Here is a 23,019-nt window from a genome sequence, read left to right as displayed (position 1 = left end):
CCCCGTGTCGGCCCCGTCGGAACCCGCCTTCGGCATCGTCCTCGTCCCCCCGGTCTCGGTTGCCCGCGACCCCCTGAACGCCGCCGCCGGGCGCGCGGGGCTGCGCGTGGTGGACGACCCGGACGACGCCGCCCTGGCGTTGGTGGACCTCACCGCGCCCGGCTGCGGCCCCGCGGTGGTGGAACTGCTCACGTCCCTCAACGGCCCGCACCTCACGCTCATCGCGCTGGTGTCGCCGGATCCGCGCGGCTTCGCCGCCGTGGACACGCTGCGCCCCACCGACATCCTCACCCACCAGGGGCTGGCGCACGAGCTCACCTGGCGCCTGCAGCGCGCCGCCGAACGCCACCGCGAGCGCGAGGAGCAGGCCCGCAGCCAGACGGACCTGGCGCTGCTGCTGGAGCTCACCGCCGACTACGCGGAGAGCTCCGACGTGGAGGCGCTCCTGCACGGCGTGACGCGGCGCCTGGCGGAGCAGCTGGACATCGCGCGCGCCACGCTGGTGATGCTGGGCGGCGGCGCGGACGAGGGCATCATCGTCGCCGCCAGCGACGACCCGGGCCTCAAGAACCTGCGCATCGACCTGGCGCGCTACCCTGAAATCCGCGAGGTGGTGCGCACCGGCAAGCCCGTGGTGATGCAGGAAGCCGCCACGCACCCGCTGCTGGGGGACCTGGAGCGCCGGGCCGTCGCCGCCCGGGGCATCCATGCCATCGCGGCGCTGCCGCTGCCCATCCGGGGCGAGGTGCGGGGCGTGCTGCTGTTGCGCGCGGCAGGACGGCGCCGGACCTTCAGCACGCGCGAAATCGACTTCCTCACCACCGTGGCGCACGCGACGGCGGTGGCCCTGAGGAGCGCGTCGGTGCTCCAGTCGGTGCAGACCGCGCGGCTGGCGGCGGAGGAGAAGGCCGCGTCGTTCAAGCCCTACCAGCTCTTCTTCGCCCACGTCAGCGAGGGCGTGGCCATCCTCGACGACAAGGCCGGGGTGCTGTCGCTCAACCCCTCCGGCGCGCAGATGCTGGACACGCCCGCGAACGAGGCGCGCGGCAAGCACCTCAATCAAATCACCCAGCCCCTGGACGAAGGCGTCCTCATGGAGCTGGTGACGTCCGCGTCGCGGGGCGAGGCGCGCTCGGGCGTGGACGTGGTGGTGCGCACGCCCGCCGGCCGCTGCCTCACGCTGTCCATGTCCGCGGCGCCGCTGCGCGACGAGGACGCGGCCACCATCCTGTCCTTCCGCGACGTGACGCACGCGCGCAAGCTGGAGGACGAGCTGCGCAACACGAAGGACTTCCTGGAGCGCCTCATCGACTCGTCGGTGGACGCCATCATCGCCGCGGACCTGAAGGGGCGCATCATCCTCTTCAACAAGGGCGCGGAGGCCATGTGCGGCTACTCCGCCGCGGAGGCCCAGGAGAAGCTCACCGTCCTGCAGCTCTACCCGCCCGGCGTCGCGCAGCGGGTGATGGCGCAGATCCGCAGCCCGGAGCTGGGCGGCCGGGGCCGGCTGTCCCTCATCCGCCAGGAGCTGGTGCACCGCTCCGGCGAACGCGTGCCCGTCAACATGACGGCCTCCATCGTCTACGAGGGCGGCCGCGAGTCCTTCAGCGTGGGCATCTTCACCGACCTCCGGGACCGCGTGCAGCTGGAGCGCAAGCTGTCGGACGTGGAGACGCGGCTGGAGGAGAGCGAGAAGAGCGCGGTCATCGTCGCGCTCGCCGGCACCGCGGCCCATGAGCTCAACCAGCCCCTCACCTCCGTGATGGGCTACGCGGAGCTGCTCAAGCGCAAGCTCAAGGAGGACGACTTCGCCTGGAGGCCGGTGGACATCATCTACCGCGAGGCGGAGCGCATGGCGGAGATCGTCCGGAAGATCGGGAAGATCACCCGCTACGAGACGAAGTCGTACGTGGGGGCGCAGCAGATCCTCGACCTGGACAAGGCGACGTCCCATGAAGAGTGAGGTCCGCGCCGTGCGCCCGCCCGGGACCCCGACTCCCGACGCCTTCCAGGCCTTCTTCGACGCGCTGGACGAGCCCGCGGCCATCTGTGACGCCGCCCTGCGCGTCGCGGCCGTGAACCCCGCGCTGCGCCGCTTCTGCGAGTCGCACGGCATGGGCGTGGACGACGTGGAGGAGGCCCTGTCGGGCGCCAGCGCCCCGGAGGACGGCCAGTCCCACGAGGTGGACCTGGTGCTGGCGAGCGGCACGTCGCTGGTACTCACCCTGTCGCGCAAGGCGGACACCGTGGCGGTGCGCGCCCGCGTGGACACGGAGGTCATCAGCGGCCGGCTGGTGGTGGCGGAGCGGGCCCTGCTGGAGCAGGCGCGCACCGAGGGCGTGCTGCTGGACCTGGGCCGCAGCGTGGCGGAGGTGGGCGGCGAGGAGGAGCTGGTGGCCGCGGTGGCGCGCGGGGTGAAGGAGCTGTTTCCCAGCCGCTCCTTCTGCATCCGCATCGTGGATGCGCGCACCGGCGGGCTCACGTCGCTCTACGCCGAAGGCCGGCTCAAGGAGGGCGCGCACGAACCGCTGGTGCTCTTCCAGCGCTCGGTGGAGAAGACGAACCTGGCGCTCTCCGCCCTGCCGCAGGGCCGGGTGTCCATCTCCGAAGAGGTGCCGCTGCTCTTCCACGGCAGCACCCGCGCGGTGAGCGCCCCGCTGGTCGCCAGCGGCCAGCTCTTCGGCGCCATCAACATGGAGTACCCGGACGGCCTGGACGCGGACATCGCGCACGACGAGCGCGTGCTGCTCCAACTGGCCAGCCAGGTCGCCGTGGCGGTGAAGAACGCCAAGCTCATCGACGAGCTGACGTTCGTGCGCAAGTACCTGGAGGAGCTGCTGGAGAAGGCCAACGCGCTCATCCTGGTGGTGAACCGGGACAAGCAGGTGGTGGTCTTCAACCAGGCGCTGAGCGCGCTCACCGGCCTCGCCAAGGAGCAGGTGCTGGGCAGGGATTTGTCCTCCCTGGTGGCGGACAGCGAGCAGCTGCGCCTGGCCCCCGTGCTGGCGGCGGCCATGCGCGGCGAGTCCGTGAACAACTTCGAGACGCGCCTGCTCACCCGCGAGGGCGGCGAGGTGCGCGTGTCCTTCGCCACCTCCTCCATGCTCACCCAGCCGGGGGAGGTGGAGGGCGTCATCGCCATTGGCCAGGACGTCACGGTGGTGAAGGAGCTGGAGAAGCGCATCATCCACGCGGAGAAGCTGGCCTCCATCGGGCAGCTCGCGGCCAGCGTGGTGCATGAAATCAACAACCCCATGACGGCGGTGGCCACCTACGCGGACGCGCTGCTCCAGCGCTCGCGCCTGACGCCGGGCGCGAACCCGGCGGACCAGGAGAAGCTGCGCAAGATTCTGGAGAGCAGCCACCGCATCCTGCGCTTCACCCGCGACCTGGTGAGCTACGCGCGGCCCGCGCAGGACCGGCCGGAGCGGGTGGCCCTCAACGCCGTCGTGGACATGGCGGTGGGCTTCTGCGAGCACGTCGTGTCCCAGGCGCGCGTCACCGTGCACCGCGAGTACGCGGGCGACGTGCCCCCGCTGGCCGCCGTGCGCGCCAACCTGGTGCAGGTGTTCGTCAACCTCATCACCAACGCCTGCCACGCGATGCCGCCGGGCGGCGCCGTGCACCTCGTCACCGCGCAGGAGGGGCAGGAGGCGGTGGTGCGCGTGCGCGACACCGGCACCGGCATCGAGCCGCGCAACCTGTCGCGCATCTTCGAGCCCTTCTTCACCACCAAGCCGGAAGGCCGCGGCACGGGCCTGGGCCTCTCCATCTGCCAGGGCATCGTGGAGAACCACGGCGGCCGGCTCAGCGTGGAGAGCACGGTGGGGCAGGGCACCACCTTCACCGTGCGGCTGCCGCTGGCCGTGGACTGAGGGCGCGGTGGCCAGGGGCCGCGCGGGGGGAGCTTCAGCCCTCGCCGGCCTCGTCATCCAGCTCGCGCCGGAACTCCTCGTTCGTCAGCAGGCCCTTGCGCGCCATGATGCGCATCAGCGCCCAGAAGCGGCGCTCCAGCTCCTCCAGCCGGTCCGGCTCCTCGCGCGCCGCCTGCCCGAAGAGGTAGTCCAGGTCGTCCAGCACGCCCCCCGCGGGCGCCTTGGGCTTCTCTCCCGCCGCGGCCGTGCCCGCGCCGCCACCCCGGCGGCGCTTCGCCTGCTCCTCGCGCTCGCGGATGAGGTCCGCCAGCGACGTGCGCTGCGTCTTCTCCGACGCCGGCAGCTCCTCCCCGACGATGACCTCCTCGTCGTCGTCCACCGGCACCGGCGCGCGCGCGGGCGGCGGAGCGGGCCTTGCAGGCCTTGCAGGCGCCGGGCCCGTCGCCCCTGCCCTGGGGCCGGCCGCCACGGGCACCTTGTGGTAGTAGCGCAGGATGGCGCCGCGCACGGCGGACAGCGCCGTCACCCGGCCGCTGACCTTCAGGCCGCTGGTGAACTCAATCTCTTCAATGGCGGTGAGGTTGAGCGGATCCGCCATGGCCACCACCAGCTGGCGCCGGCCCCCCACGCTCTCCAACGCGAAGGGGAACAGGTCGTGCTGTTCGCAGAAGCGCGCGCGCAGCAGGTGCACCGCCGCCCAGTCCGGGGTGATCGCCGCCAGGTCCACCTGGGGCATCCCCAGCGCTTCACTCAGCGCCTGGGCGAGCGTCGCCTCCGTGATGGCGCCTTGCCCGATGAGCGTCACCCCCAGCCGCTGCCGCGTCTGCCGCTGGGCCGTGAGTCCTGCCTCAAGCTGGGCGGGCGTGATCGCGCCCCGTTCCACCAGCAGCTCCCCGATGCGCTTCCTGGCCATGGTTTCCCGCCCTAGCACGGCCTCCAGGAGCCCCCAAATCGCTGGCACGGTTGGGGCGGAAGCCGCTGGAAAGGGCTCGGCTGCGGCCTGTGCAGCGGCTTGGCAAGCCGCGCGCCAACGCAAAATTCCTGTGAGATTTCAGTAACTAACGCTGGGGGTGCCTGCCTTGACACGTCTGGAAGCGGTTCCTAGACTCGCGCCACCGTGATCCCTTATTCCTGCTGACGGCCTGGGTGGATGTCCACCCGGTTGGAAGCAATCCGGAACGGCTCGCAAGCGCGAGTCTCGCCGCCCATTTGGAGGCCATCAGTGATGAACCTGGGGTTTGTGACCAATCTGTCCATTCTTGCCAACGCAGGCGGCAGCAATGAGACGTTCATGCAGGAGCTGGGTCGCCGCTGGGAGTCCGGTCAGGCGGGCATGTACCCCATCGCGCTGTGCCTCGTGGTGGCGCTCGCCATCATCATCGAGCGCAGCATCGTCCTGTTCGGCAAGGCCTCCATCAACAAGGAAGGCTTCCTGCGCGGGCTGAAGAAGCACATCTACGCGGGCGACCTGGACAAGGCCATCAACTACGTGGCCGGCCAGAAGAACACGCCGCTGACGAACGTCGTCAAGGCCGGCCTGATGAACGTCCCCAAGGGCCAGGAAGAGGTCCAGGCGGCGCTCGACGAGGCCAGCCTGCGTGAGACGCCGAAGCTGGAGGCGCGCACGGGCTACCTGGCGATGCTCGGCAACGCGGCCATGCTCGCCGGCCTGCTCGGGACGGTGAACGGTCTCATCACCTGCTTCGAGGCCGTGGCGAACGTGAACCCGGCCGACAAGGCGACCATTCTCGCGAACGGTATTTCTGAAGCCATGAACTGCACGGGCTTCGGTCTGCTGACCGCCATCCCGGCGCTGGTGGCCTTCTCCGTGCTGATGGGCCGCACCCAGGGCATCATCAACGACATCAATGAGACCAGCGTCTCCGTGCTGAACCTCATCGTGGCCAACCGCGACAAGTTCAAGAACCTGAACATCCCGGCCGCCGCCCACGCGCACGCGGAGGAGTAGTCCTCCTCAAGCAGCGCCAGGTTGGAACCGGATGCACCGGCGCGCTGTCTGGTAGCCCCGAAGTGGTGGACCCAGACAGGCGCGTCCGTTCCCAGAGTCTTCTTGAAACGTCGTTCGTGCGCGAAGAGCGCGGTAGAGCAGGGAGGTAGTCGCCATGGCCGGCGGAATGGATCTGGGCACAGGTGGGAAGGGTGGCAAGAAGCCACTCGACACCGCCATCAACATGGTGCCCTTCATCGACCTGATGGCAGTGACCATCAGCTTCCTCATCATGACGGCGGTCTGGACCCAGATCGGCCGTCTCCAGGTGTCGCAGGCCGGCGGAGCCTCTTCGGACGAGCAGCAGGAGGAGGAGAAGACCAAGACGGTCCAGCTCACCCTCCTGGTGTCTCCCACGGAGATGCGGCTCACCGCCGACCAGAGCGCCTTCGACCCCATTCCCCTCACCCGGGATGACAAGGGCCGGCCGGACCTGACCAAGCTGGTGGCGCGCTTCAAGGAATTGAAGGCGCAGCTGCCGGATCAGGCCGCCATCACCCTCCAGACCGAGGACCTGGTCCGCTACGAGGACCTGGTTCGCATCATCGACGAGTGCATTGGCTCTGGGTTGCCCCAGGTGTCCGTGTCCGCGGCGATGGGCTAACAGGAGCACTTCAAGCCATGGGTATCAAGGTTCCGGGCAAGCGGTACGGCAAGCGGCTGGAGCACTCCAAGGTCTTCGGCCACGGCGGTGGGCACGGCAAGAAGAACGGGAACGCGGATCTGCTCATCACGCCTCTCGTCGACATGTTCGTCATCATCGTGCTCTTCCTCATCGCGAACTTCTCCGCGACGGGCGAGGTGCTGATGATGACCAAGGACATCGTCCTTCCCGAAGCGGTCAACGTGAAGGAAGTGGAGATGCACCCGGTGGTGATGGTGTCCAACGACCAGGTCAGCGTGTCGGGCACCATCGTCGGCCGGGTGGAGGACCTCACCAAGGACGAGTACCTCAACATCCCCGCGCTGGAAGAGAAGCTGCGGGACATGAAGAAGCAGTTCGAGGACCTCCACTCCATGGCGGGTGGCACGGAGACCTTCAAGGGTGACGTGAACATCCAGGCCAACAAGGACGTTCAGTTCAAGGTCATCAAGCGCGTGATGTTCAGCTGCGCCACGGCGGGCTACAACAACATCAACTTCGCCGTCATCCAGGCCGGCGGTGAGAAGACCGCCGCCCTCGCGCACTAGGCTTCGACGCTCCGCTCCTGAATCACGGACGCCCTGACCCCTTCGTGGGTCGGGGCGTTCTCGTTTTGAAGAAAGGCCTCTTTCGTCATGCCCCTTGGCGCCGTGCTCTTCGACCTGGATGGGACGCTGGTGGACTCGCTGGGGGACATCGCCGCGGCGATGAACCACGCCCTGGAGCAGCACGGCCTGCCCCCGCACCCGGAGGCCGCCTACCTGCGCTTCGTGGGGGAGGGCGTGTCGCAGCTCGCGCACCGGGCCACCGGCGGGGCGGACCCCGCGCTCCAGGGCCGGGTGCTGGCCACCTACCACGGCCACTATGACGCGCACCTGTTCGACCGCACGCGCCCCTACCCGGGCGTGGTGGACGTGCTCCAGGCGCTCGCGGCGGACGGCGTGCGGCTGGGCGTGCTCAGCAACAAGTCCGACGACTTCGTGAAGCGGCTGGCCGCGCGGCTCCTGCCCGGGGTGTCCTTCGCGGCCGTGTATGGGGAGCGGCCGGGCATCCCCCGCAAGCCGGACCCCACGGCGGCGCTGGCGCTGGCGGCGGAGCTGGGCGTGGCGCCCGCCGCGTGCGGCTTCGTGGGGGACACCTCCGTGGACATGGACACCGCGAAGGCGGCGGGCATGTACGGCGTGGGCGTCACCTGGGGCTTCCGGCCGGCGGAGCTGGAGGCGCACGGGGCGAAGGCCGTCGTGTCCTCGGCGGCGGACCTGCTGGCCGCGCTGCGCAGCGCCTGAGCCCCTGCCCGGGGCCTCGGGGGCCCCGCAAAGCGAAGGGGCCGCCTCCCATGAAGGAGGACGGCCCCGGGTGCTTCATTCGCCGCTGACGGTGGATCAGGCGGCCACGGCCAGCTTCGGCTCGGTGGCGGCCGCCGGCGCGCGGCCCAGCTGCTTGAGCATCCGGTAGTGCGAACCCACCGCGCCCAGGAAGGTCTCCGACTCCGGGTAGGGCAGGCCGTGCTCCTTCGCGGTGGCCTGCACGATTTCGCTCAGCGCCGGGTAGTGGATGCTGCACACCTTGGGGAACAGGTGGTGCTCGATCTGGTAGTTGAGCCCGCCCACGTACCAGCTCAGCAGCCGGTTCTTGCGGGCGAAGTTCGCCGTGGTGCGCAGCTGGTGCACCATCCACGCGTCCTCCACCGTGCCGTTCGGATCCGGCAGGGGGAAGGCGGTGTCCTCCACGACGTGGGCCAGCTGGAAGACGATGCCCAGGATGAAGCCCGCGGTCATGTGCATGGCGAGCAGGCCCACCGCGAACTGCCACCAGGTGACGTTCAGGACCATCCACGGAATCACCAGCGTCCAGCCGTAGTACACGGCCTTCATGCCAATGAGGCGCGCCCACTCGGCCGGCGCGTGCTTCTTGTCCTTGTAGGGGCCCAGGTCCTTCTGGAAGAAGTACTTGTAGTCCTTGGCGAACACCCAGAAGACGGTCGTCAGCGAGTAGGCCAGGAACGCGTACAGGTGCTGCGCCCGGTGGTAAGGCTTCCACTCGGAATGCGGCGACAGCCGCAGCTGCGGGCTGACCGTCAGGTCCTCGTCCATGTCCTGGATGTTCGTGTACGTGTGGTGCAGGACGTTGTGGGTGATGCGCCACATGTAGCTGTTCGCCCCGATGAGGTCGAACGCCAGGCCCACCACGGAGTTCACCCGCGCGTTGTCGCTGTAGGAGCCGTGCACGCCGTCGTGGCCCACGCAGAAGCCGATGCCCGCGATGCCCACGCCCATCAGCACCGCCAGCCCCAGCATGGCCCACGGACCGAACCACCCCGACAGCAGCAGCCCGTAGACGCCGAAGGTGAAGCCCAGGATGGCCAGGGCCTTCACGTACATGGCGCCGTTGGCCCGCTGGGACAGGTTCCGGGTCTCGAAGTATTCGGAGACCCGACGCTTGAGGTCCTCCGCGAAGGACGCATCGCGCTGGCCGAAGGTCACACGGGTGGGGTTGGTCACGGGGGGGTTCGCCTCAGGGTTCGGAACAACAGGGTGGAATGGGCGGCCCCAGGATAGGACACGTCGGAGTGGAAGTGTTCAGGGGCGGAAACTATTCCTCAACACCCGGGCCCCTTGGGGGTGTCACTCCTGGCTGGCCGGAGCGTCAGCCAGCGGGAAATGGACCGGCCCGAGAAGGCGTTTCACCGCACGACCCGGGTTGTTACCTTCGACGGCGTGAAGCCAGGACGGGAGTGGTTCCCGGCTCGACTTCATGCCTGTTCAGGGTTAAGGCGCCGTCTAGGCCCCGAATGCAGGGGCGGGCGGGCTGGCGATGAAGCCTGCCTGCCAGTGGGACAAGGAAGCAGATTATGGCAAGCGGTACGGTGAAGTGGTTCAATGATGCGAAGGGCTTCGGTTTCATCACGCAGGACAGTGGTGGGCCGGATGTGTTCTGCCACCACTCGGCGATCGTGGCGGATGGCTTCCGCAGCCTGGCCGAGGGCCAGAAGGTGGAGTTCGAAGTGAAGAAGGGCCCCAAGGGTCTGCAGGCGGAGAACGTCCGTCCGGTCTGAGCCTTCCGGCTCGGCTGCTCTTCACTCACCCACGAGGTCCGGCCTTAACGAGGCCGGGCCTCTTTATTCGCCAATTTTTCCCGGGAGGTCCCATGCAGGGAAGGTCCACGAAGCGGCAGAAGGAAATGGCGCGCCAGCAGAAGCAGCGCGAGAAGGACACCAAGAAGGCCGAGCGCAAGACGGAGAAGGATCAGCGTCCCGAGCGCGTTGCCGGTGACGTTGATCCGGACATCGCCGGCATCATCCCCGGGCCGCAGCCGCTGCCTGATGCGTTCAACGACTGATGCGGTGCGCATGAAAAACCGCCCCGGCCTGTGAAGGCGCCGGGGCGGCGGCAGGGAGGGGGCTGGAAGGCCCCTTTTTCATGTCCGGCGAGGGGCTCAGCCAGCGCCGTAGCGCAGGCGCTCGCGGTCCTCCGCGCGGTTGTAGGCCGTGGCCGCGGCGATGATGTGGCACACCCAGCCCAGCAGGCCGCCCGTGCCCAGCCAGAAGCCGGGGGTGATGATGAGCCAGAAGACGCCCCGCAGGATGTCTCCGTTGTAGATCTGCCCCACGCCAGGGATGAAGAACGACAACAGCGCAGCAAGACCGGGACGCGACATGGATTCGTTCCTCCTTGCCCCCTGATACGTCCCGGTGTGTCCCCCATTGCATCCCCCGTGCACCGCCGGCCGTGACGCCCTCCTGCCTGCCCGGCAGTCGGCCTGTGGGGTGGGGTGCAACGCTGCGCCGTCCCCGCTAGCATGACGCATGTTCTTCCGGCCCTGAGGTCGCGGTGTCCAGGCCTGGAACGACGGGGGGAGTGACCATCCAAGCTCGGCATCAGGCCCGTGTGGCGGCGGCGCTCCAGGGTGGAGGCCTGGTGGAGGTCATCGCGCTCGCGGGCGTTTACCTCGCGGCCGCGCGCGCCGGCCTGTCGCTGGCCGCGGAGGGCAGCCACATCAGCGCCGTCTGGCTGCCGTCGGGCGTGGCGCTGGGGGGGCTGCTGCTGTGGGGCGTGTCGCGCTGGCCCGCGGTGCTCCTGGGCGCGTGGACGGTGGCGCTCGCGCTGGACGTGTCCCCCCTGGTGGGCCTGGGCGTCGCCGCCGGGGCCACGCTGGAGGCCGTGCTGGGGGCCCTGCTGCTGCGCCGGGTGGCGTGCTCGCGGGAGCTGCACCGCGTGCGCGACGTCGTGTGGCTGGGCGGCGGGGCCGCGCTGTGCGCGCTGCTGGGCTCCGGGCTGGGCTCGCTGAGCCTGGTGCTGGGGGGCCTGGTGCCCCACGCGCAGTGGGCGGCCTCCGCGTGGCTGTGGTGGATGTCGAACCTGCTGGGCATGGTGCTGGTGACGCCGCCGCTGCTGCTGCTGTTCGGGTCCTGGCGCGCGCGCTGGAACTGGACGTGGGAGACGTGGGTGCTGCCGGCGACGATGGTGGCGGTGTGCGTGGGCGTCTTCGCCTTCCCCCAGCCGGGCTCCGGTCAGGCGCACGCGCTGACGTTCCTGCTCTTCCCGCTGTCGGCCTGGGCGGCCCTGCGCTGCGGGCCCCGGGGCGCGGCGCTGTCGTCGCTGTTCATCGCGCTGGCGGCCATCGCCGGCACGGCGCGGGGGCTGGGGCCGTTCTACACGGTGGACCTGCTTCCGCGCGGGCTGGTGGTGCTCCAGCTCTTCATCGGCATCACGTCGCTGACGGGCCTGCTGCTCGCGGCCGCGCGCGCCGAGCGCCGCGAGGCGGTGGAGATGCTGGAGCTGCTCGCCACCACCGTGCGCGCGGTGCACGAAGGCGTGCTCATCTGCGAGGTGCGCGAGCCGGGCGTGCTGAACACGGTGTTCGTCAACGAGGCCCTGTGCGCGCTGGTGGGCCGGCGGCGCGAGGAGCTGGTGGGCACCGCGCCCGGGGCGCTGCTGGCGTCGCCCGACGTCAGCGAACCGCGCCAGCTGGAGGATGCGCTGCGCGAGGAGCGCTCGCTGCGCGCGGAGGTGGTGCTGCAGCGGCCGGACGGCACGCGCGTCTGGAGCGAGATGCAGCTGTCCCCGGTGCGCGCCAACGGCGAGGCCGTGACGCACTTCGTGGCCACCCACCGCGACGTCACCGCGACGAAGGAGCTCCAGGCGCGGCTGGTGGCCGCCGAGCGCGTGGCCGCCGTGGGCACGCTGGCCGCGGGCGTGGGCCATGAAATCAACAACCCGCTGGCCTACCTGGCGCTGAACCTGGAGGCCGCCCAGCGCAGCCTCGCGGCCGAGGGCGCCGGGGCCCCCGCGGGCGTGCGCGACGCGCTGGGCAGCGTGCGCGGGGCGCAGGAGGGCGCCGAGCGCATCCGCCTCATCGTGAGGGACCTGCGGGTGTTCAGCCGCGAGGAGTCCCCCGAGCACGGGCTGGTGGACCTGAACGCGCTGGTGCCGCCCGCGGTGCGCGTGGTGCTGCACGCGCTCAGGCCCCGCGCGCGGCTGGTGGAGTCGTTCGGGAAGGTGCCCCGGGTGCTGGGCAGCGAGGCGCGGCTGGGGCAGGTGCTGCTCAACCTGCTGGTGAACGCCATGCAGGCCATCCCGGAAGGCGACCCCGGCCGCCACGAGGTGCGCGTGCGCACCCGCACGGACGCGGCCGGCCACGCGTGCGTGGAGGTGGAGGACACCGGCGGGGGCATCCCCCCGGACGTGCTGCCGCGCATCTTCGACCCGTTCTTCACCACCAAGGGCAACGAGGAGGGCACCGGCCTGGGGCTCGCCATCTGCCAGCAGATCATCCGCGCGCACGGCGGTGAGCTGCGCGTGCTCAGCGTGCCGGGACAGGGGGCCACCTTCACGGTGCTGCTGCCGCCCGCGACCGTGCGGAGCGCGGGGCCCTCACCGGTGACGGCGTCCTCCCGTCAGGCCGCGCGCGGCGCGGAGGCGGAGGAGGCCGGGCTCCCGGCGTCCTCCTGTGGGCGGCGGGGACGGGTGCTCATCGTGGACGACGAGCCCCGGCTGGCGCAGTCCATGCGCCTGTTGCTGGAGCCCTTCCACGACGTCGTCATCGTCACGGACGGCGAGGCCGCGCTGGCGCGGGTGGGGCAGGGCGAGTCCTTCGACGTGGTGCTGTGCGACCTGCAGATGCCGGGCATGGACGGCATCGCGGTGTACCGGCGGCTGGTGGCCCAGGCGCCCGCGCTGGTGTCCCGGCTGGTGTTCATCTCCGGCGGCGCGTCCTCCCCGGAGGGGCGCGTGTTCGTGGAGACGGTGGCCAACCGCGTGCTGGAGAAGCCCGTGCGCCCGGACGTGCTGCTGGCCACGGTGGAGGCCACGCTGGCGGGCGGCGGGCCTCCGGAGGTGGTGGCGCGGGGCGCGGTGGGCGGCGCGCGCCGAGGCTAGCGCGTCAGACGCGCAGCCACTTGCGCGCGGTGGGCCCGAAGAAGCGCACCACGCTGCCCACCAGGAAGAAGCGCACCGAGCGGCCGATGACGGACGCCACCAGGAACTGCTCCAGCGGCACGGACACCAGCCCGCTGCCAATGGCGACGATCTTGAACGGCGTGGGCAGGATGGAGCACAGCAGCGCCAGCACCCAGAAGTTGCGCCCCAGCAGCTCGCCCACCGTGCCGGACACGCCGAAGCGGTCCACGCGCACATTCAGGTCGATGTTCAACAGCTGCGTGATGCCCTCCCCCACGAACGCGCCCAGCCCGTAGCCGATGAGGCCGCCCACCAGGCTCGCCAGGGTGCCCAGCAGGCAGTAGCGCACCCACTTCTTCGGCTGGGCGAGCACCATGGGAATCAGGATGGCGAAGGGCGGGATGGGGAAGATGGAGCCGTCCACCACGGCCACCGCCAACATCGTGGCCAGCGCGTGGGGCGTGGAGGCGGCGGCTTCCACGCGCAGGTACAGCCGGCGATACCAGGACACCTTGGGCGCGTCGGCGGGAGCCACGGTCGGGGCCGGAGGGGTCTGGGGGGGCGGAACGGACGGGTCGATTGAAGACATGCGGCGGCGCACCCTAGCGGAACCCGGGGCCCTTGCCAGCGGGGGACCCGCCCAGGATGCCTGCTTGATTGGAATGCGACCCGTGTCCCGCGGGCTTACAACGTGGAAAGGGTGCCCCAACCATGACCGCTCAAGAACGCGTGGAACGCGCCGCCAGTGCGCTGAAGGTCTTTCCGTTGCCGTCGGCGGTCCTGTTTCCCCACACCGTCATCCCCCTGCACATCTTCGAGCCCCGCTACCGGGACCTGGTCCGGGACGCGCTCGCCACCGACCGCGTCCTGGCGCTGGGCCAGTTGGAGACGGGGTGGGAGGGTTCGTACGAGGGCCGGCCCACCCTGCAGCCCATGCTGTGCGCGGGCGTCATCGTGTGGGACGAGCAGGTGGAGGACGGGCGCTACAACATCCTCCTGCAGGGCGTCAGCCGGGTGCGGCTGGTGGAGGAGCTGCCCGCGGACAAGCTGTACCGCCAGGTGCGCGCCCAGCCGCTGCCGGACCTGGCCTACACGGGCCCGGAGGAGGAGCAGCTGCGCCAGGCCGTCTTCGAGCTGGCCGGCCGGGTGCCGCCCTCGTTCGCGGAGAACCTGCTGCCGGTGGCCGCGCGCGCGGGCGGGGGCATGCTGGCGGACGTGGTCGCGTCCGCGGTGGTGCCGGAGCCCACGCGCCGCCAGGAACTGCTGGTGGAGCTGGACGTCCGGCGACGGCTGGAGATGGTGCTGGGGGACCTGAGCGACCTGCTGGGGCAGTTGCAGCCCATGCGCCCCAGCGGTCCCCTGAACTAGCGCGGCGGCCGGAGTGTGCCCCGGGTGTTTGGGGGAACTGAACGCCCGGGCCCGGGGCCTTCACCATCCGCTTGCCCTGGCCACCCCTCCCGCGCATTGCTGGGCCCAGGGGGGCGCGGCGCGCCCCGTCCCAGGGAGAGCGACGCACCATGCGGCTCGTGAAGATTGGCATCGCCAGTGTGAACACCACCGTGGGCGCCTTCCAGGCGAACACCGACCGGGTGCTGGCGCTGGCGCGGAAGATGGCGGCCGAGGACGTCACGCTGGGCGTCTTCCCCGAACAGGTCATCGCCGGCTATCCCGCCGAGGACCTGGTGCAGTGGCAGGGCTTCATCGACCACCAGTGGCCGCAGCTGGAGCGCTTCGCGAAGGAGACGGCGGCGCTGCCCCTGGTCTCCATCGTGGGCGTGGCCATCGCGCAGCAGGGCGTGCGCCTCAACTGCGCGGCGGTGGTGGCGGGCGGCCGGGTGCTGGGGCTCGTGCCCAAGGAGAAGCTGCCCACCTACAACGTCTTCTACGAGGGCCGCACCTTCGGCCACGGCCAGCCGGGCATGGCGGAGTCGCACCAGGGCGTGCCCCTGGGGGACTACCTCTTCCAGTTCGACTTCGGCGTGGTGGCGCCGGAGGTGTGCGAGGACATCTGGAGCGCGGACGGCCCCATGCGGCGGCGCTCGTACTCCGGCGGCGAGCTGGTGGTGAACCTGTCCGCGTCCCCCTTCCGGCTGGGCTTCTGGGACACGCGCCGGGAGCTCATCGCCACGCGGGCGTCCGACCACCAGGTCACCATCGCGTACGCGAACGCGGTGGGCAGCAACGACGGCCTCATCTTCGACGGCGGCGGCTTCATCAACCAGAACGGCCGCCACGTGCTGGAGACGCCCCGCTTCCAGGAGGGCTACAGCCAGGCCGTGGTGGACCTGGACCGCACCCTGCGCCTGCGCACGGAGAACACCACCTGGCGCGTGGACCGCGAGTCCTGGGTGGCGTCCGGCGGGGTGAAGGTGCCCACCCTGGACTGCACGGCGGTGGTGCGGACGCGGCGTGAGACGCTGTCGTATCCGGTGCCCGCGCACCGCAGCTTCTTCCTGCCCGCGCCGGACACCCGCAGGCCCGCGCGCGTGGCGCTGTGCGAGGACATCCTCGACGCGCTGGCGCTGGGCGTGGGCGACTACTTCGAGAAGACGCGCGCCTTCAAGCTGTTCGGCATCGCGCTGTCGGGCGGCCGGGACTCGCTGCTGACGCTGCTCATCGCGCACCGGTACGCGAAGCGCGTGTGGCCGGAGGACCCGGGGTCGCTCATCCAGGCGTTCTACATGCCCAGCCCCTACTCCAGTCAGCAGACGCGCGACGCGGCGGAGACCATCGCGCGTGAGCTGGGCGTGTCCTTCCAGGTGGTGTCCATTGAAGAGGCCTTCGAGCGGGAGAAGGCCGCCGCGCAGCAGATGCTGGGCGACGCGAAGCTCACGCCCATCACCGAGCAGAACATCCAGGCCCGCATCCGCGCGCAGCGCATGTGGAACTGGAGCAACTCCTGCGGCGGGCTGTTCCTCCAGACGGGCAACATGAGCGAGAAGTCGGTGGGCTACACCACCATCGGCGGCGACCTGATGGGCGCGCTCGCGGTCATCGCCAACGTGCCCAAGACGGTGGTGATGTACCTGCTGGACTACCTCCAGGAGACCACCGGCCTCGAGGGCATCCGCAAGGTGCTGGCCAAGCCCGCGGGCCCGGAGCTCGCGCACGACCAGGTGGGCGAGGAGGAGCTGATGCCCTTTCCCATCCTGGACGCGTGCTTCTACCTGCACGCGGGCGAGAAGCTCACGCCGTCGGAGATGCGCACCGCCCTCACCGCGATGTTCCCGGAGGTGGACGCCACCGCGCTGGGCGGCTACGTGGACCGCTTCGTGAAGCTGTTCCACCAGTCCATCTACAAGTGGGTGCAGGCGCCGCTGTCGCTGCACATCGGCAACCTGGACCTGGACCGCGAACGCGCACTGCAATTGCCTGTCGTCACCGGTTCGGCGTGGCTTCGCGACGCCTGATGCTTGTCTGTCATTGACGGGGGGCAGGGCGGCGAACAGGCCCCCTCTCCCCGTGAAGTGGCTCTGAAACCACGTCTCCCTGCTCGCTGGGCGAGCGGGCGGGTCGGCTGTCCTTGATTCCCAGTCAATGGCTTGCCGGATGTGATTCCCACGACAACCTTCATGTCAGTCAGTCGACGATGGAGGCATGGGATGAAAGCGAAGATTCTGGCGGGCGCCGTCGCGGCGCTCATGTACGGGACGGGCGCGGTCGCGGCGGAGGCGGAGAAGGATTGCCCTCCAGGGCAGACCGCCGTCCACAAGGACAAGGGGGACAAGGACTCCACGGCGCAGGCGGCGCCGGAGTCGGTGCAGGAGGAGGACCTCATCATCGAAGAGACGCCCGTGGATGAGTCGCTCCAGGGAACGGGGGGCAGCGGCGCCGCGTCAATGGATGACTCGCAGAGCTCCCAGGACCTGAGCACCAGCGACCCGGGCGTGAGCAGCAGCGGCACCGGCGGCAGCGGGGCCATCTACCTGAACCAGCAGCTGCGCTGCGAGCCGGTGGGTGAGCCCGGGACGGGCGGCAGCGGTGGCATCATGGCCCCGCAGCCGAGCGCGCCCGTGGCGCCTCCTCCTCCCGCGGCGGCGCCTCCGGTGGCTCCGGAGCCTTCCAGCGGCATGGGCACCCAGGACAGCGGGATGTCCAGCTCGGACGCCACGGGTGGCAGCGGCATCGCGGCGCCCTCCGCGGCCACGGACTTCCAGCCGTCGGCGGTGAGCGGTGAGGACATCCAGCCGCTGGAGGTGGAGAAGAAGAGCAAGAGCGACCAGAAGGGCCTGACGCTGCTCATCGGTGGCGGTGTGGAAGGCTACACCGGCGCCCTGGCTCCGCAGATTGCTCCGGGTCCCTCGGCAGGTGTGACGGCGTCGCTCAAGCCGACGTCCGTGCTGGGCATCGAGGTCGGCTACACCGGCGCCCTGAACAACATCAAGGACGCGGGGATCGCGGGCGCTGACAGCGGTCCGGACCTCATCCGCAACGGTGGTCAGGCGGCCCTGACGCTGGCCCTCGCGCCGACGGCGGTGCAGCCGTACCTGCTGGGCGGCATCGGCATCAGCGACTACAACTTCCGTGGCGGCGAGGCGCTGGGCTACAGCGATGACACCGTCGGCAACGTGCCCGCGGGCGTGGGCGTGCGCGGCCACTTCGGGAAGTTCACGGCGGACCTGCGCGGCTCCTACAACTTCCTGTTCGACAAGGAGTTCGCTCCCAACATCGACAGCGGCGGTGGTGATCCGGCGGGCGGTGGTAGCTACAACGCGACGCTGAACGTCGGTGGCACGTTCTGACCTGACGCCTGGATGACGCGAAGCCATGGCAGGAGCTGGCGGCGGGGAGCCCGGAGACGGGACCCTCGCCGCCACTCTTTTGTCGGGCCCGTTCCCCGGGCCCCCGTCGTTTTTGGGCGAGCGGGCGGGCATTCAGGGCGGCGGAAGGCTGCGAGCACCGTTAAAGTGCGCATTTTTCCAGGGTGGATTCCCGCCCAGGGGTCGCGCACATGAGCTTGAAGATCGAAGACGTGAAGGTGGGGACCGGGGACGAGGCCACGGCGGGCAAGAAGGTGACCGTGCACTACGTGGGCACGCTGACGGACGGCAAGAAGTTCGACAGCAGCCGGGACCGGGGGCAGGGCTTCTCGTTCCCCCTGGGCGCGGGCCACGTCATCCAGGGCTGGGACCAGGGCGTCGCGGGCATGAAGGTGGGCGGCGTCCGCAAGCTCACCATCCCGCCGGAGCTGGGGTACGGCGCCCGCGGCGCGGCGGGCGTGATTCCCCCCAACGCCACGCTGGTGTTCGAGGTGGAACTGCTGTCGGTGGGTTAGGACTGATTGCTCAGGACCTGACTTCAAGGACCCCGGAACAAGGAGAGGCCGTTCATGGCGACGCTCGAAATCACGAAGGACAACTTCAAGGAGACGGTGGGCAAGGACGGCATCGTCGTGCTGGATTGGTGGGCGACCTGGTGCGGCCCGTGCCGCGCGTTCGCGCCCGTGTTCGAGAAGACGTCCGAGCTGCACAAGGACATCGCGTTCGGGAAGATCGACACCGACGCGCAGCCGGACCTGTCCGGCGCCTTCCAGATCCGCTCCATCCCCACGCTCATGGTGTTCCGGGATGGCATCCTCCTGTTCGAGCAGCCGGGCGCGCTGCCCCAGGCCGCGCTGGAGGACCTCATCAAGCAGGTCCGCGCGCTGAACATGGATGACGTGAAGCGCGAGGTCGAAGAGCAGCGCAAGGCCAAGGGCGCTCCCGAGGCCTGACGTCCGTCCAGGGGCCCGCCTGTTCGCGGGCTGGCCCCTGACCCCGGGCGCGCTACGGCGCGGCGGCGGTGCAGACCCCGCCGCCGTTCAGGTGCGCCTGGTCCACGATGCTCTGGGTGACGAAGGCCTGGAGCGTGCGCAGGTCGTAGGCGCCGGGCTGGTAGAGGACCGGCTGTCCCTGCTCGTCCCGCAGCTCGCCTCCATCCAGCCCGTGCAGGTCCAGCAGGTCCTGGGACGCCAGCCCCTCCGGGGTGATGGCGCGGTTCGCGTCCGCCGTGGCGGCGATGGCCTCGAAGCGCAGCTGCACGCCGCGGTGGGTGCCCAGCCGGTCGTAGAACATGTGCTCGGCGTGAATGGTGATCTCCGCCTCCGCCACGGAGTTCTCCGGCACGACCAGGCCCTGCGTCCCGTCCACGCCGTTGACGCAATCCACCATCCGCGCGCGCACGGGGAAGCCCATGCGGAAGGTGTAGAGGCCCCGCGTGGGGTCGCGGTGCTGCGCGCGGCCCTCCACGAAGTAGCTGAAGCCGCGCTCGCGCATCATCGCCAGGTCGTCCGCGGATACGGAGGCGCCCGCCACGGTGCGCGCCTCTGGCGGGCTCACCTGGAAGGCCACCCCGTAGCGCCCTGCCTCCAGGCCCGTCAGCCCGGCGAGCGGCACGTCCTCCTTCTGCACGTCCACCAGCACGTGCTCCGGCGAGGCGTGCACGTCACCGGCCGCGGAGGTGAGGGTGAAGTCCCCCACGGACACCAGGTACTTGCTGAACTGCACGGACCAGCGGTCCTGGAAGAGGTGGTCGGCGTAGCCGCGCTGCGTGCCGTCCCCTCCGCTCAGCGTCAGCCGCACGTCGCCCCGGCCCACCGTCTCCCCGCACCCGGAGGCCATGAGCCCCACCACCCCCAGCCACAGCGGAAGACGCATCCACCTGTGTCGAACGTTCATGCATTTGGTTGGTATTTGTAACATGGTTGCAAGTCAAGCATGGGTTGCGATATCCACGGCAGGTGTCCGGGGGACCGCCTGCGTCGGGCGGTCGCCGTCGAGCGAGGTCGTTGCCCGTGTTCATCCCGACGCTGGTGCTCTGGCTGCTGAGCGCGTCGCCCGAAGTCCCCGTGACCCCCCCGGTGCCCGTGGAGGCCGCCCCGCCGGTGACGCCAGCCGACGTGCCGGCGCTGACGCAGCCCGTGCGGGTGCTGCTGCGCCTGACGATTGACGACCGGGGCGAGGTGTCCCAGGTGGACGTGCGCGAGTCGGGCGGGGCGGCGTTCGACCGGGCGGCGATGGCGGCGGCCCTGCGCTGGCGCTTCGAGCCCGCGCGGCGGGGGGAGGCCCCGCTGGAGGTCCAGGTGGACGTGCCGGTGACGTTCGAGCCGCCCGGTTCTCCTCCAGGCCCGTCCCTATCTGGCGCAGACGCGCCCGTGCTGGAGCCAGGGCCTCCGGCTTCCACGGTCCCGGAGCCGCCGGTGTTCTCCACCACGGTGCGGGGGGAGGCGGTCGCGCCTCCTCCGGTGGCGGTGGGGGACTTCCACATCACGGTGGGGCAGCTCGCGGACGTGCCGCGCAACTCGGCCACGGACCTGCTGCTGCTGGCGCCGGGGGTGATGCTCGCCAACCACGGAGGGGAGGGCCACGCGGAGACGGTCTACCTGCGAGGCTTCGACGCGGGCGAGGGCAAGGACGTGGAGATGCGCCTCAACGGCGTGCCCCTCAACGAGGTGTCCCATGCCCACGGCCACGGCTACGCGGACACGTACTTCATCATCCCGGAACTGGTGCAGTCGCTGCGCGTGACGGAGGGGCCCTATGACCCTTCGCAGGGCGACTTCGGCGTGGCGGGCACCGTGGACTACCAACTGGGGCTGGAGCGCCGGGGCATCACCGCGTCCGCCAGCTACGGCAGCTTCGCGTCGCGCCGGCTGTCGCTGGTGTGGGGGCCGCCGGAGTCCTCCTCCGCCACCTTCGTGGGCGTGCTGCTGCGCCAGGGCCATGGCTTCGGCCCCAACCGCGCGTACGCGAACGCGGGCCTCATGGCGCAGACGGAGCTGCGGCTGGGCGCACAGACGCGGCTGCGCCTGTTTGGCGCCAGCTATGGCGCGCGCTACTCCACCGCGGGCGTGGTGCGGGAGACGGACGTCGTGGACGCGCGGCTGCCGTGCGACCCGGACGCGGACTCGCAGTTCTTCTGCCTCTACGACCCGAACCAGGGCAGCGCCAACCAGCGGCACCTCGCGTCCCTGGAGCTGGTGTCGCGGCTGGAGCGCGGTGGGCGCTTCGTGCAGCAGGCCTACGCCGTGGCCCGCCAGATGCGCAGCCGCGAGAACTTCACCGGCTTCCTCCAGGACACGCCCCCCATCGGAGAGGCGCAGCGCGGGGACAACACCGAACAGTCCTACCAGGGCACCACCGTGGGGCTGCGCGGGCGCTACACCCCGGGCCTCACCTGGGCGGGGCAGCCCCAGCCGCTGGAGCTGGGCTACGTGGCCCGCTACGACAACGTGCACACCCGCGCGCGGCGCCTGCGCGACAAGGGCGGCGCGCCCTACGCCACGGTCTTCGACAACCAGGTGCGCACCACGAACCTGGGCGCGTACCTGTCGCTGCGAGGGACCCCGCTGGACGGGCTCACGCTCCGGGGCGGCGTGCGCGTGGACACCTTCCTCTTCGGCGTGGAGGACCTGAACCGTCCGGCGTCGGACCGGGAGGGCGAGCGGCTGCCGGAGGAGTCGGTGGAGGCCTATGGCTTCTTCGCCAGTCCCCGCGCCAGCGCGGAGGTGCGCCTCACGCCGCGCCTCACGTGGCTCACCAGCGCGGGCCTGGCGGCGCGCTCCAGCGATGCCGCGGGCCTGTCCGACGCGGAGTTCGCGCCGTACGCGCGGGTGACCTCCGGCGAGACGGGCCTGGGCTGGCGCTGGGACGGCGACGCCGCTGGGCTGGAGGTCCGCAGCGCGGTGTTCGCCACGCGCGTGTCGCAGGACCTGGTCTTCAGCGAGACGACGGGGCGCAACCAGCCCATTGGCCCGTCGCAGCGGCTGGGCGCCTTCGGCAGCGCGCGCTTCCAGTGGAACCAGCGCCTGGACGTGCAGGCGAGCCTGGCCTGGGCCCGCGCGACGCAGCCCGAGCCCGGGGCCTCGCCGTGGCGGCTGTGGGACGGCGCGGTGCTGCCGTACATCCCGCAGGTGCTGGGCCGGGTGGACGCGGCGTGGCGGGGCACCACCACGGTGGCCCGGCAGCCGGTGGGGTGGAGCCTGGCGCTGGGGCACAGCGCCATCGGGCCCCGGCCCCTGCCGTTGGATCGCTACAGCGACCCCATCTTCCTCTTCGATGTGGCGGCGCGGGCCCGCTGGCGCGCCGTGGAGCTGGGCGTGACGGTGGAGAACCTGCTGGACGCGCGCTGGCGCGAGTCCGAGTTCAACTACGTGTCCAACTTCCGCGGCCCCGACGCGCCCGCGTCCCTGCTGGCCACGCGCCACTTCTCCGCTGGTGCCCCGCGCACCGTGCGCGGCACCCTCACCGTGTACCTGGACCTCCAGGAGGACCGCCCATGAGCGACGTCATGCGTCCCACCCGCCGTGCCTTCACCTGGATGCTGGGCGGGGCGCTCGTGGCGGGCGTCCACGCCTGCGGCCTGTCCGGCACCGGCGGCCGGAGCATCACCTTCCGCATGGGGCTGCGCACGGCGCTCGCGCCCGGCGAGGACACCGTCGGCGCCTTCACCACCGACACGGGCTGGCGCGTGGCGCTCACCACCGCGCGCATGGTGCTGGGTCCCATCTACCTGTTCGAGAAGGCCTCCCCGCTCCAGCCCCAGGCCCTGCTGCGGCGCGTGGGCGGATGGCTGCTGCCCACTGCGCACGCGCACGAAGGGGACTTCTTCACCGGAGGCCAGGTGCTGGGCGAGTGGGACCGGGAGGTGGTGTTCGACCTGCTCGCGCACCCGGGAGCGCCGCGGGTGCTGGGCCGGTCCCCGGGCATCGCCGGGACGGCGCGCTCGCTGTCGCTGCTGCTCCAGCCACCCTCCCGGGCCCTGGGCGCGGAAGGGGACGTGATGGAGGGGCGCTCCCTGTGCCTGGAGGGCGTCGCGACGCAGGCGGAGGCGCGCGTGCCCTTCCGGATCGCCATGGACTTCCCGCCGCCCGTGGAGCTGCAGCGCGTGGACTTCGTCCCCATCCAGGCGGACCTGGACGACGAGGGACTCTTCTGTCTGGAGCCGCAACCGCACCGCTGGTTCACGGGGGCGCGCTTTGATCGGCTGGCGGTGCCGGCGGAGGGAGCGCCGGTGGACGTGGGGCCGGAGACGCAGGTGCACCGCGCGCTGAGCGTCAACGTGCGGCGCTTCGATGCCTTCACCGGCGCGTGGGAGCCCCAGGGCTGAGCGCGGCGC

At 70.8% G+C, this 23,019-nt stretch carries 21 protein-coding genes; 16 read left to right on the top strand and 5 right to left on the bottom strand.

What is annotated here, in order from left to right; all coding sequences use genetic code 11:
* Positions 1-4: 4 nt before the first annotated feature.
* Together OV207_RS35890 and OV207_RS35885 are read left to right on the top strand one after the other, a co-directional pair.
* Positions 5-1,963: a PAS domain S-box protein gene (locus OV207_RS35890; RefSeq protein ID WP_193349616.1), complete on the top strand. Its 1,959-nt coding sequence runs from the start codon at positions 5-7 to the stop codon at positions 1,961-1,963.
* Complete coding sequence (locus OV207_RS35885) at positions 1,953-3,875, top strand: ATP-binding protein (RefSeq protein ID WP_267559611.1); 1,923 nt, start codon at positions 1,953-1,955, stop codon at positions 3,873-3,875. The genes OV207_RS35890 and OV207_RS35885 overlap by 11 nt, the downstream gene beginning before the upstream one ends.
* A 34-nt stretch (positions 3,876-3,909) precedes the next feature.
* Here OV207_RS35885 and OV207_RS35880 read toward each other — a convergent pair whose 3' ends face one another.
* On the bottom strand, positions 3,910-4,788 hold the full coding sequence (locus OV207_RS35880; protein WP_267559610.1) for a general secretion pathway protein GspE: 879 nt from the start codon (positions 4,786-4,788) through the stop codon (positions 3,910-3,912).
* A 312-nt stretch (positions 4,789-5,100) separates the two neighbouring features.
* On the opposite strand from OV207_RS35880, the gene OV207_RS35875 reads away from it, so the two are divergent.
* The 4 genes from OV207_RS35875 to OV207_RS35860 all read left to right on the top strand — a co-directional run bounded on the left by OV207_RS35875 (position 5,101) and on the right by OV207_RS35860 (position 7,812).
* Complete coding sequence (locus OV207_RS35875) at positions 5,101-5,844, top strand: MotA/TolQ/ExbB proton channel family protein (protein WP_193349613.1); 744 nt, start codon at positions 5,101-5,103, stop codon at positions 5,842-5,844.
* 154 nt (positions 5,845-5,998) lie between these two features.
* Positions 5,999-6,487, top strand: coding sequence for an ExbD/TolR family protein (locus OV207_RS35870; protein ID WP_120539694.1), 489 nt, complete (start codon positions 5,999-6,001; stop codon positions 6,485-6,487).
* A gap of 17 nt (positions 6,488-6,504) precedes the next feature.
* Positions 6,505-7,074, top strand: coding sequence for an ExbD/TolR family protein (locus tag OV207_RS35865; RefSeq protein WP_193349612.1), 570 nt, complete (start codon positions 6,505-6,507; stop codon positions 7,072-7,074).
* Positions 7,075-7,161: 87 nt separating this feature from the next.
* Positions 7,162-7,812, top strand: coding sequence for an HAD family hydrolase (locus OV207_RS35860; RefSeq protein WP_193349611.1), 651 nt, complete (start codon positions 7,162-7,164; stop codon positions 7,810-7,812).
* Positions 7,813-7,908: 96 nt separating this feature from the next.
* Here the strand turns inward: OV207_RS35860 and OV207_RS35855 are convergent, their stop codons facing one another.
* Positions 7,909-9,027, bottom strand: a complete 1,119-nt coding sequence (locus OV207_RS35855; protein WP_267559609.1) for a fatty acid desaturase family protein — start codon at positions 9,025-9,027, stop codon at positions 7,909-7,911.
* Positions 9,028-9,377: 350 nt separating this feature from the next.
* Here OV207_RS35855 and OV207_RS35850 point away from each other — a divergent pair, with 350 nt between their 5' ends.
* Both OV207_RS35850 and OV207_RS35845 read left to right on the top strand, forming a co-directional pair.
* On the top strand, positions 9,378-9,581 hold the full coding sequence (locus OV207_RS35850) for a cold-shock protein (RefSeq protein ID WP_193349609.1): 204 nt from the start codon (positions 9,378-9,380) through the stop codon (positions 9,579-9,581).
* Positions 9,582-9,673: 92 nt separating this feature from the next.
* Positions 9,674-9,865: a hypothetical protein gene (locus tag OV207_RS35845; RefSeq protein WP_193349608.1), complete on the top strand. Its 192-nt coding sequence runs from the start codon at positions 9,674-9,676 to the stop codon at positions 9,863-9,865.
* A gap of 96 nt (positions 9,866-9,961) precedes the next feature.
* Here the strand turns inward: OV207_RS35845 and OV207_RS35840 are convergent, their stop codons facing one another.
* The gene (locus OV207_RS35840; protein WP_193349607.1) at positions 9,962-10,183 is read right to left on the bottom strand and encodes a hypothetical protein; all 222 of its coding nucleotides are present in this window, start codon (positions 10,181-10,183) and stop codon (positions 9,962-9,964) included.
* Between the two features lie 200 nt (positions 10,184-10,383).
* On the opposite strand from OV207_RS35840, the gene OV207_RS35835 reads away from it, so the two are divergent.
* Complete coding sequence (locus tag OV207_RS35835) at positions 10,384-12,903, top strand: MASE1 domain-containing protein (RefSeq protein WP_267559608.1); 2,520 nt, start codon at positions 10,384-10,386, stop codon at positions 12,901-12,903.
* Between the two features lie 4 nt (positions 12,904-12,907).
* Here the strand turns inward: OV207_RS35835 and OV207_RS35830 are convergent, their stop codons facing one another.
* On the bottom strand, positions 12,908-13,513 hold the full coding sequence (locus OV207_RS35830) for a YqaA family protein (RefSeq protein WP_267559607.1): 606 nt from the start codon (positions 13,511-13,513) through the stop codon (positions 12,908-12,910).
* Positions 13,514-13,635: 122 nt separating this feature from the next.
* Between OV207_RS35830 and OV207_RS35825 the strand changes: the two genes are divergently transcribed.
* The 5 genes from OV207_RS35825 (at position 13,636) to trxA (ending at position 18,637) form a co-directional block, all read left to right on the top strand.
* The gene (locus tag OV207_RS35825) at positions 13,636-14,292 is read left to right on the top strand and encodes an LON peptidase substrate-binding domain-containing protein (RefSeq protein ID WP_193349604.1); all 657 of its coding nucleotides are present in this window, start codon (positions 13,636-13,638) and stop codon (positions 14,290-14,292) included.
* A gap of 149 nt (positions 14,293-14,441) precedes the next feature.
* Positions 14,442-16,334: an NAD(+) synthase gene (gene nadE / locus OV207_RS35820; RefSeq protein WP_267559606.1), complete on the top strand. Its 1,893-nt coding sequence runs from the start codon at positions 14,442-14,444 to the stop codon at positions 16,332-16,334.
* 192 nt (positions 16,335-16,526) lie between these two features.
* Positions 16,527-17,666, top strand: a complete 1,140-nt coding sequence (locus OV207_RS35815) for a hypothetical protein (protein ID WP_267559605.1) — start codon at positions 16,527-16,529, stop codon at positions 17,664-17,666.
* Positions 17,667-17,875: 209 nt separating this feature from the next.
* Complete coding sequence (locus OV207_RS35810; RefSeq protein ID WP_193349602.1) at positions 17,876-18,199, top strand: FKBP-type peptidyl-prolyl cis-trans isomerase; 324 nt, start codon at positions 17,876-17,878, stop codon at positions 18,197-18,199.
* Positions 18,200-18,253: 54 nt separating this feature from the next.
* Entirely contained in the window at positions 18,254-18,637 is a 384-nt protein-coding gene (gene trxA / locus OV207_RS35805; protein ID WP_193349601.1) for a thioredoxin, read from the top strand.
* Between the two features lie 52 nt (positions 18,638-18,689).
* Here the strand turns inward: trxA and OV207_RS35800 are convergent, their stop codons facing one another.
* The gene (locus OV207_RS35800) at positions 18,690-19,559 is read right to left on the bottom strand and encodes a hypothetical protein (RefSeq protein WP_420715292.1); all 870 of its coding nucleotides are present in this window, start codon (positions 19,557-19,559) and stop codon (positions 18,690-18,692) included.
* A 137-nt stretch (positions 19,560-19,696) separates the two neighbouring features.
* Here OV207_RS35800 and OV207_RS35795 point away from each other — a divergent pair, with 137 nt between their 5' ends.
* The gene (locus OV207_RS35795; protein WP_267559604.1) at positions 19,697-22,183 is read left to right on the top strand and encodes a TonB-dependent receptor domain-containing protein; all 2,487 of its coding nucleotides are present in this window, start codon (positions 19,697-19,699) and stop codon (positions 22,181-22,183) included.
* Positions 22,180-23,010, top strand: coding sequence for a hypothetical protein (locus OV207_RS35790; protein WP_267559603.1), 831 nt, complete (start codon positions 22,180-22,182; stop codon positions 23,008-23,010). Before OV207_RS35795 ends, OV207_RS35790 begins: the two co-directional genes overlap by 4 nt.
* Positions 23,011-23,019: the final 9 nt, after the last annotated feature.

Source organism: Corallococcus sp. BB11-1 (assembly GCF_026626625.1).
Lineage (GTDB): Bacteria > Myxococcota > Myxococcia > Myxococcales > Myxococcaceae > Corallococcus > Corallococcus soli.
This window is presented reverse-complemented; position numbering and strand designations above follow the sequence as displayed.

What these genes read in the sequence shown, in the direction of transcription:
- OV207_RS35885 (WP_267559611.1), top strand. Translation starts at nt 1,953, where the DNA reads ATGAAGAGTGAGGTCCGCGCCGTGCGCCCGCCCGGGACCCCGACTCCC.
- OV207_RS35880 (WP_267559610.1), bottom strand. Translation starts at nt 4,788, where the DNA reads ATGGCCAGGAAGCGCATCGGGGAGCTGCTGGTGGAACGGGGCGCGATC.
- OV207_RS35875 (WP_193349613.1), top strand. Translation starts at nt 5,101, where the DNA reads ATGAACCTGGGGTTTGTGACCAATCTGTCCATTCTTGCCAACGCAGGC.
- OV207_RS35870 (WP_120539694.1), top strand. Translation starts at nt 5,999, where the DNA reads ATGGCCGGCGGAATGGATCTGGGCACAGGTGGGAAGGGTGGCAAGAAG.
- OV207_RS35865 (WP_193349612.1), top strand. Translation starts at nt 6,505, where the DNA reads ATGGGTATCAAGGTTCCGGGCAAGCGGTACGGCAAGCGGCTGGAGCAC.
- OV207_RS35860 (WP_193349611.1), top strand. Translation starts at nt 7,162, where the DNA reads ATGCCCCTTGGCGCCGTGCTCTTCGACCTGGATGGGACGCTGGTGGAC.
- OV207_RS35850 (WP_193349609.1), top strand. Translation starts at nt 9,378, where the DNA reads ATGGCAAGCGGTACGGTGAAGTGGTTCAATGATGCGAAGGGCTTCGGT.
- OV207_RS35845 (WP_193349608.1), top strand. Translation starts at nt 9,674, where the DNA reads ATGCAGGGAAGGTCCACGAAGCGGCAGAAGGAAATGGCGCGCCAGCAG.
- OV207_RS35840 (WP_193349607.1), bottom strand. Translation starts at nt 10,183, where the DNA reads ATGTCGCGTCCCGGTCTTGCTGCGCTGTTGTCGTTCTTCATCCCTGGC.
- OV207_RS35830 (WP_267559607.1), bottom strand. Translation starts at nt 13,513, where the DNA reads ATGTCTTCAATCGACCCGTCCGTTCCGCCCCCCCAGACCCCTCCGGCC.
- OV207_RS35825 (WP_193349604.1), top strand. Translation starts at nt 13,636, where the DNA reads ATGACCGCTCAAGAACGCGTGGAACGCGCCGCCAGTGCGCTGAAGGTC.
- nadE (WP_267559606.1), top strand. Translation starts at nt 14,442, where the DNA reads ATGCGGCTCGTGAAGATTGGCATCGCCAGTGTGAACACCACCGTGGGC.
- OV207_RS35815 (WP_267559605.1), top strand. Translation starts at nt 16,527, where the DNA reads ATGAAAGCGAAGATTCTGGCGGGCGCCGTCGCGGCGCTCATGTACGGG.
- OV207_RS35810 (WP_193349602.1), top strand. Translation starts at nt 17,876, where the DNA reads ATGAGCTTGAAGATCGAAGACGTGAAGGTGGGGACCGGGGACGAGGCC.
- trxA (WP_193349601.1), top strand. Translation starts at nt 18,254, where the DNA reads ATGGCGACGCTCGAAATCACGAAGGACAACTTCAAGGAGACGGTGGGC.
- OV207_RS35800 (WP_420715292.1), bottom strand. Translation starts at nt 19,559, where the DNA reads ATGCGTCTTCCGCTGTGGCTGGGGGTGGTGGGGCTCATGGCCTCCGGG.
- OV207_RS35790 (WP_267559603.1), top strand. Translation starts at nt 22,180, where the DNA reads ATGAGCGACGTCATGCGTCCCACCCGCCGTGCCTTCACCTGGATGCTG.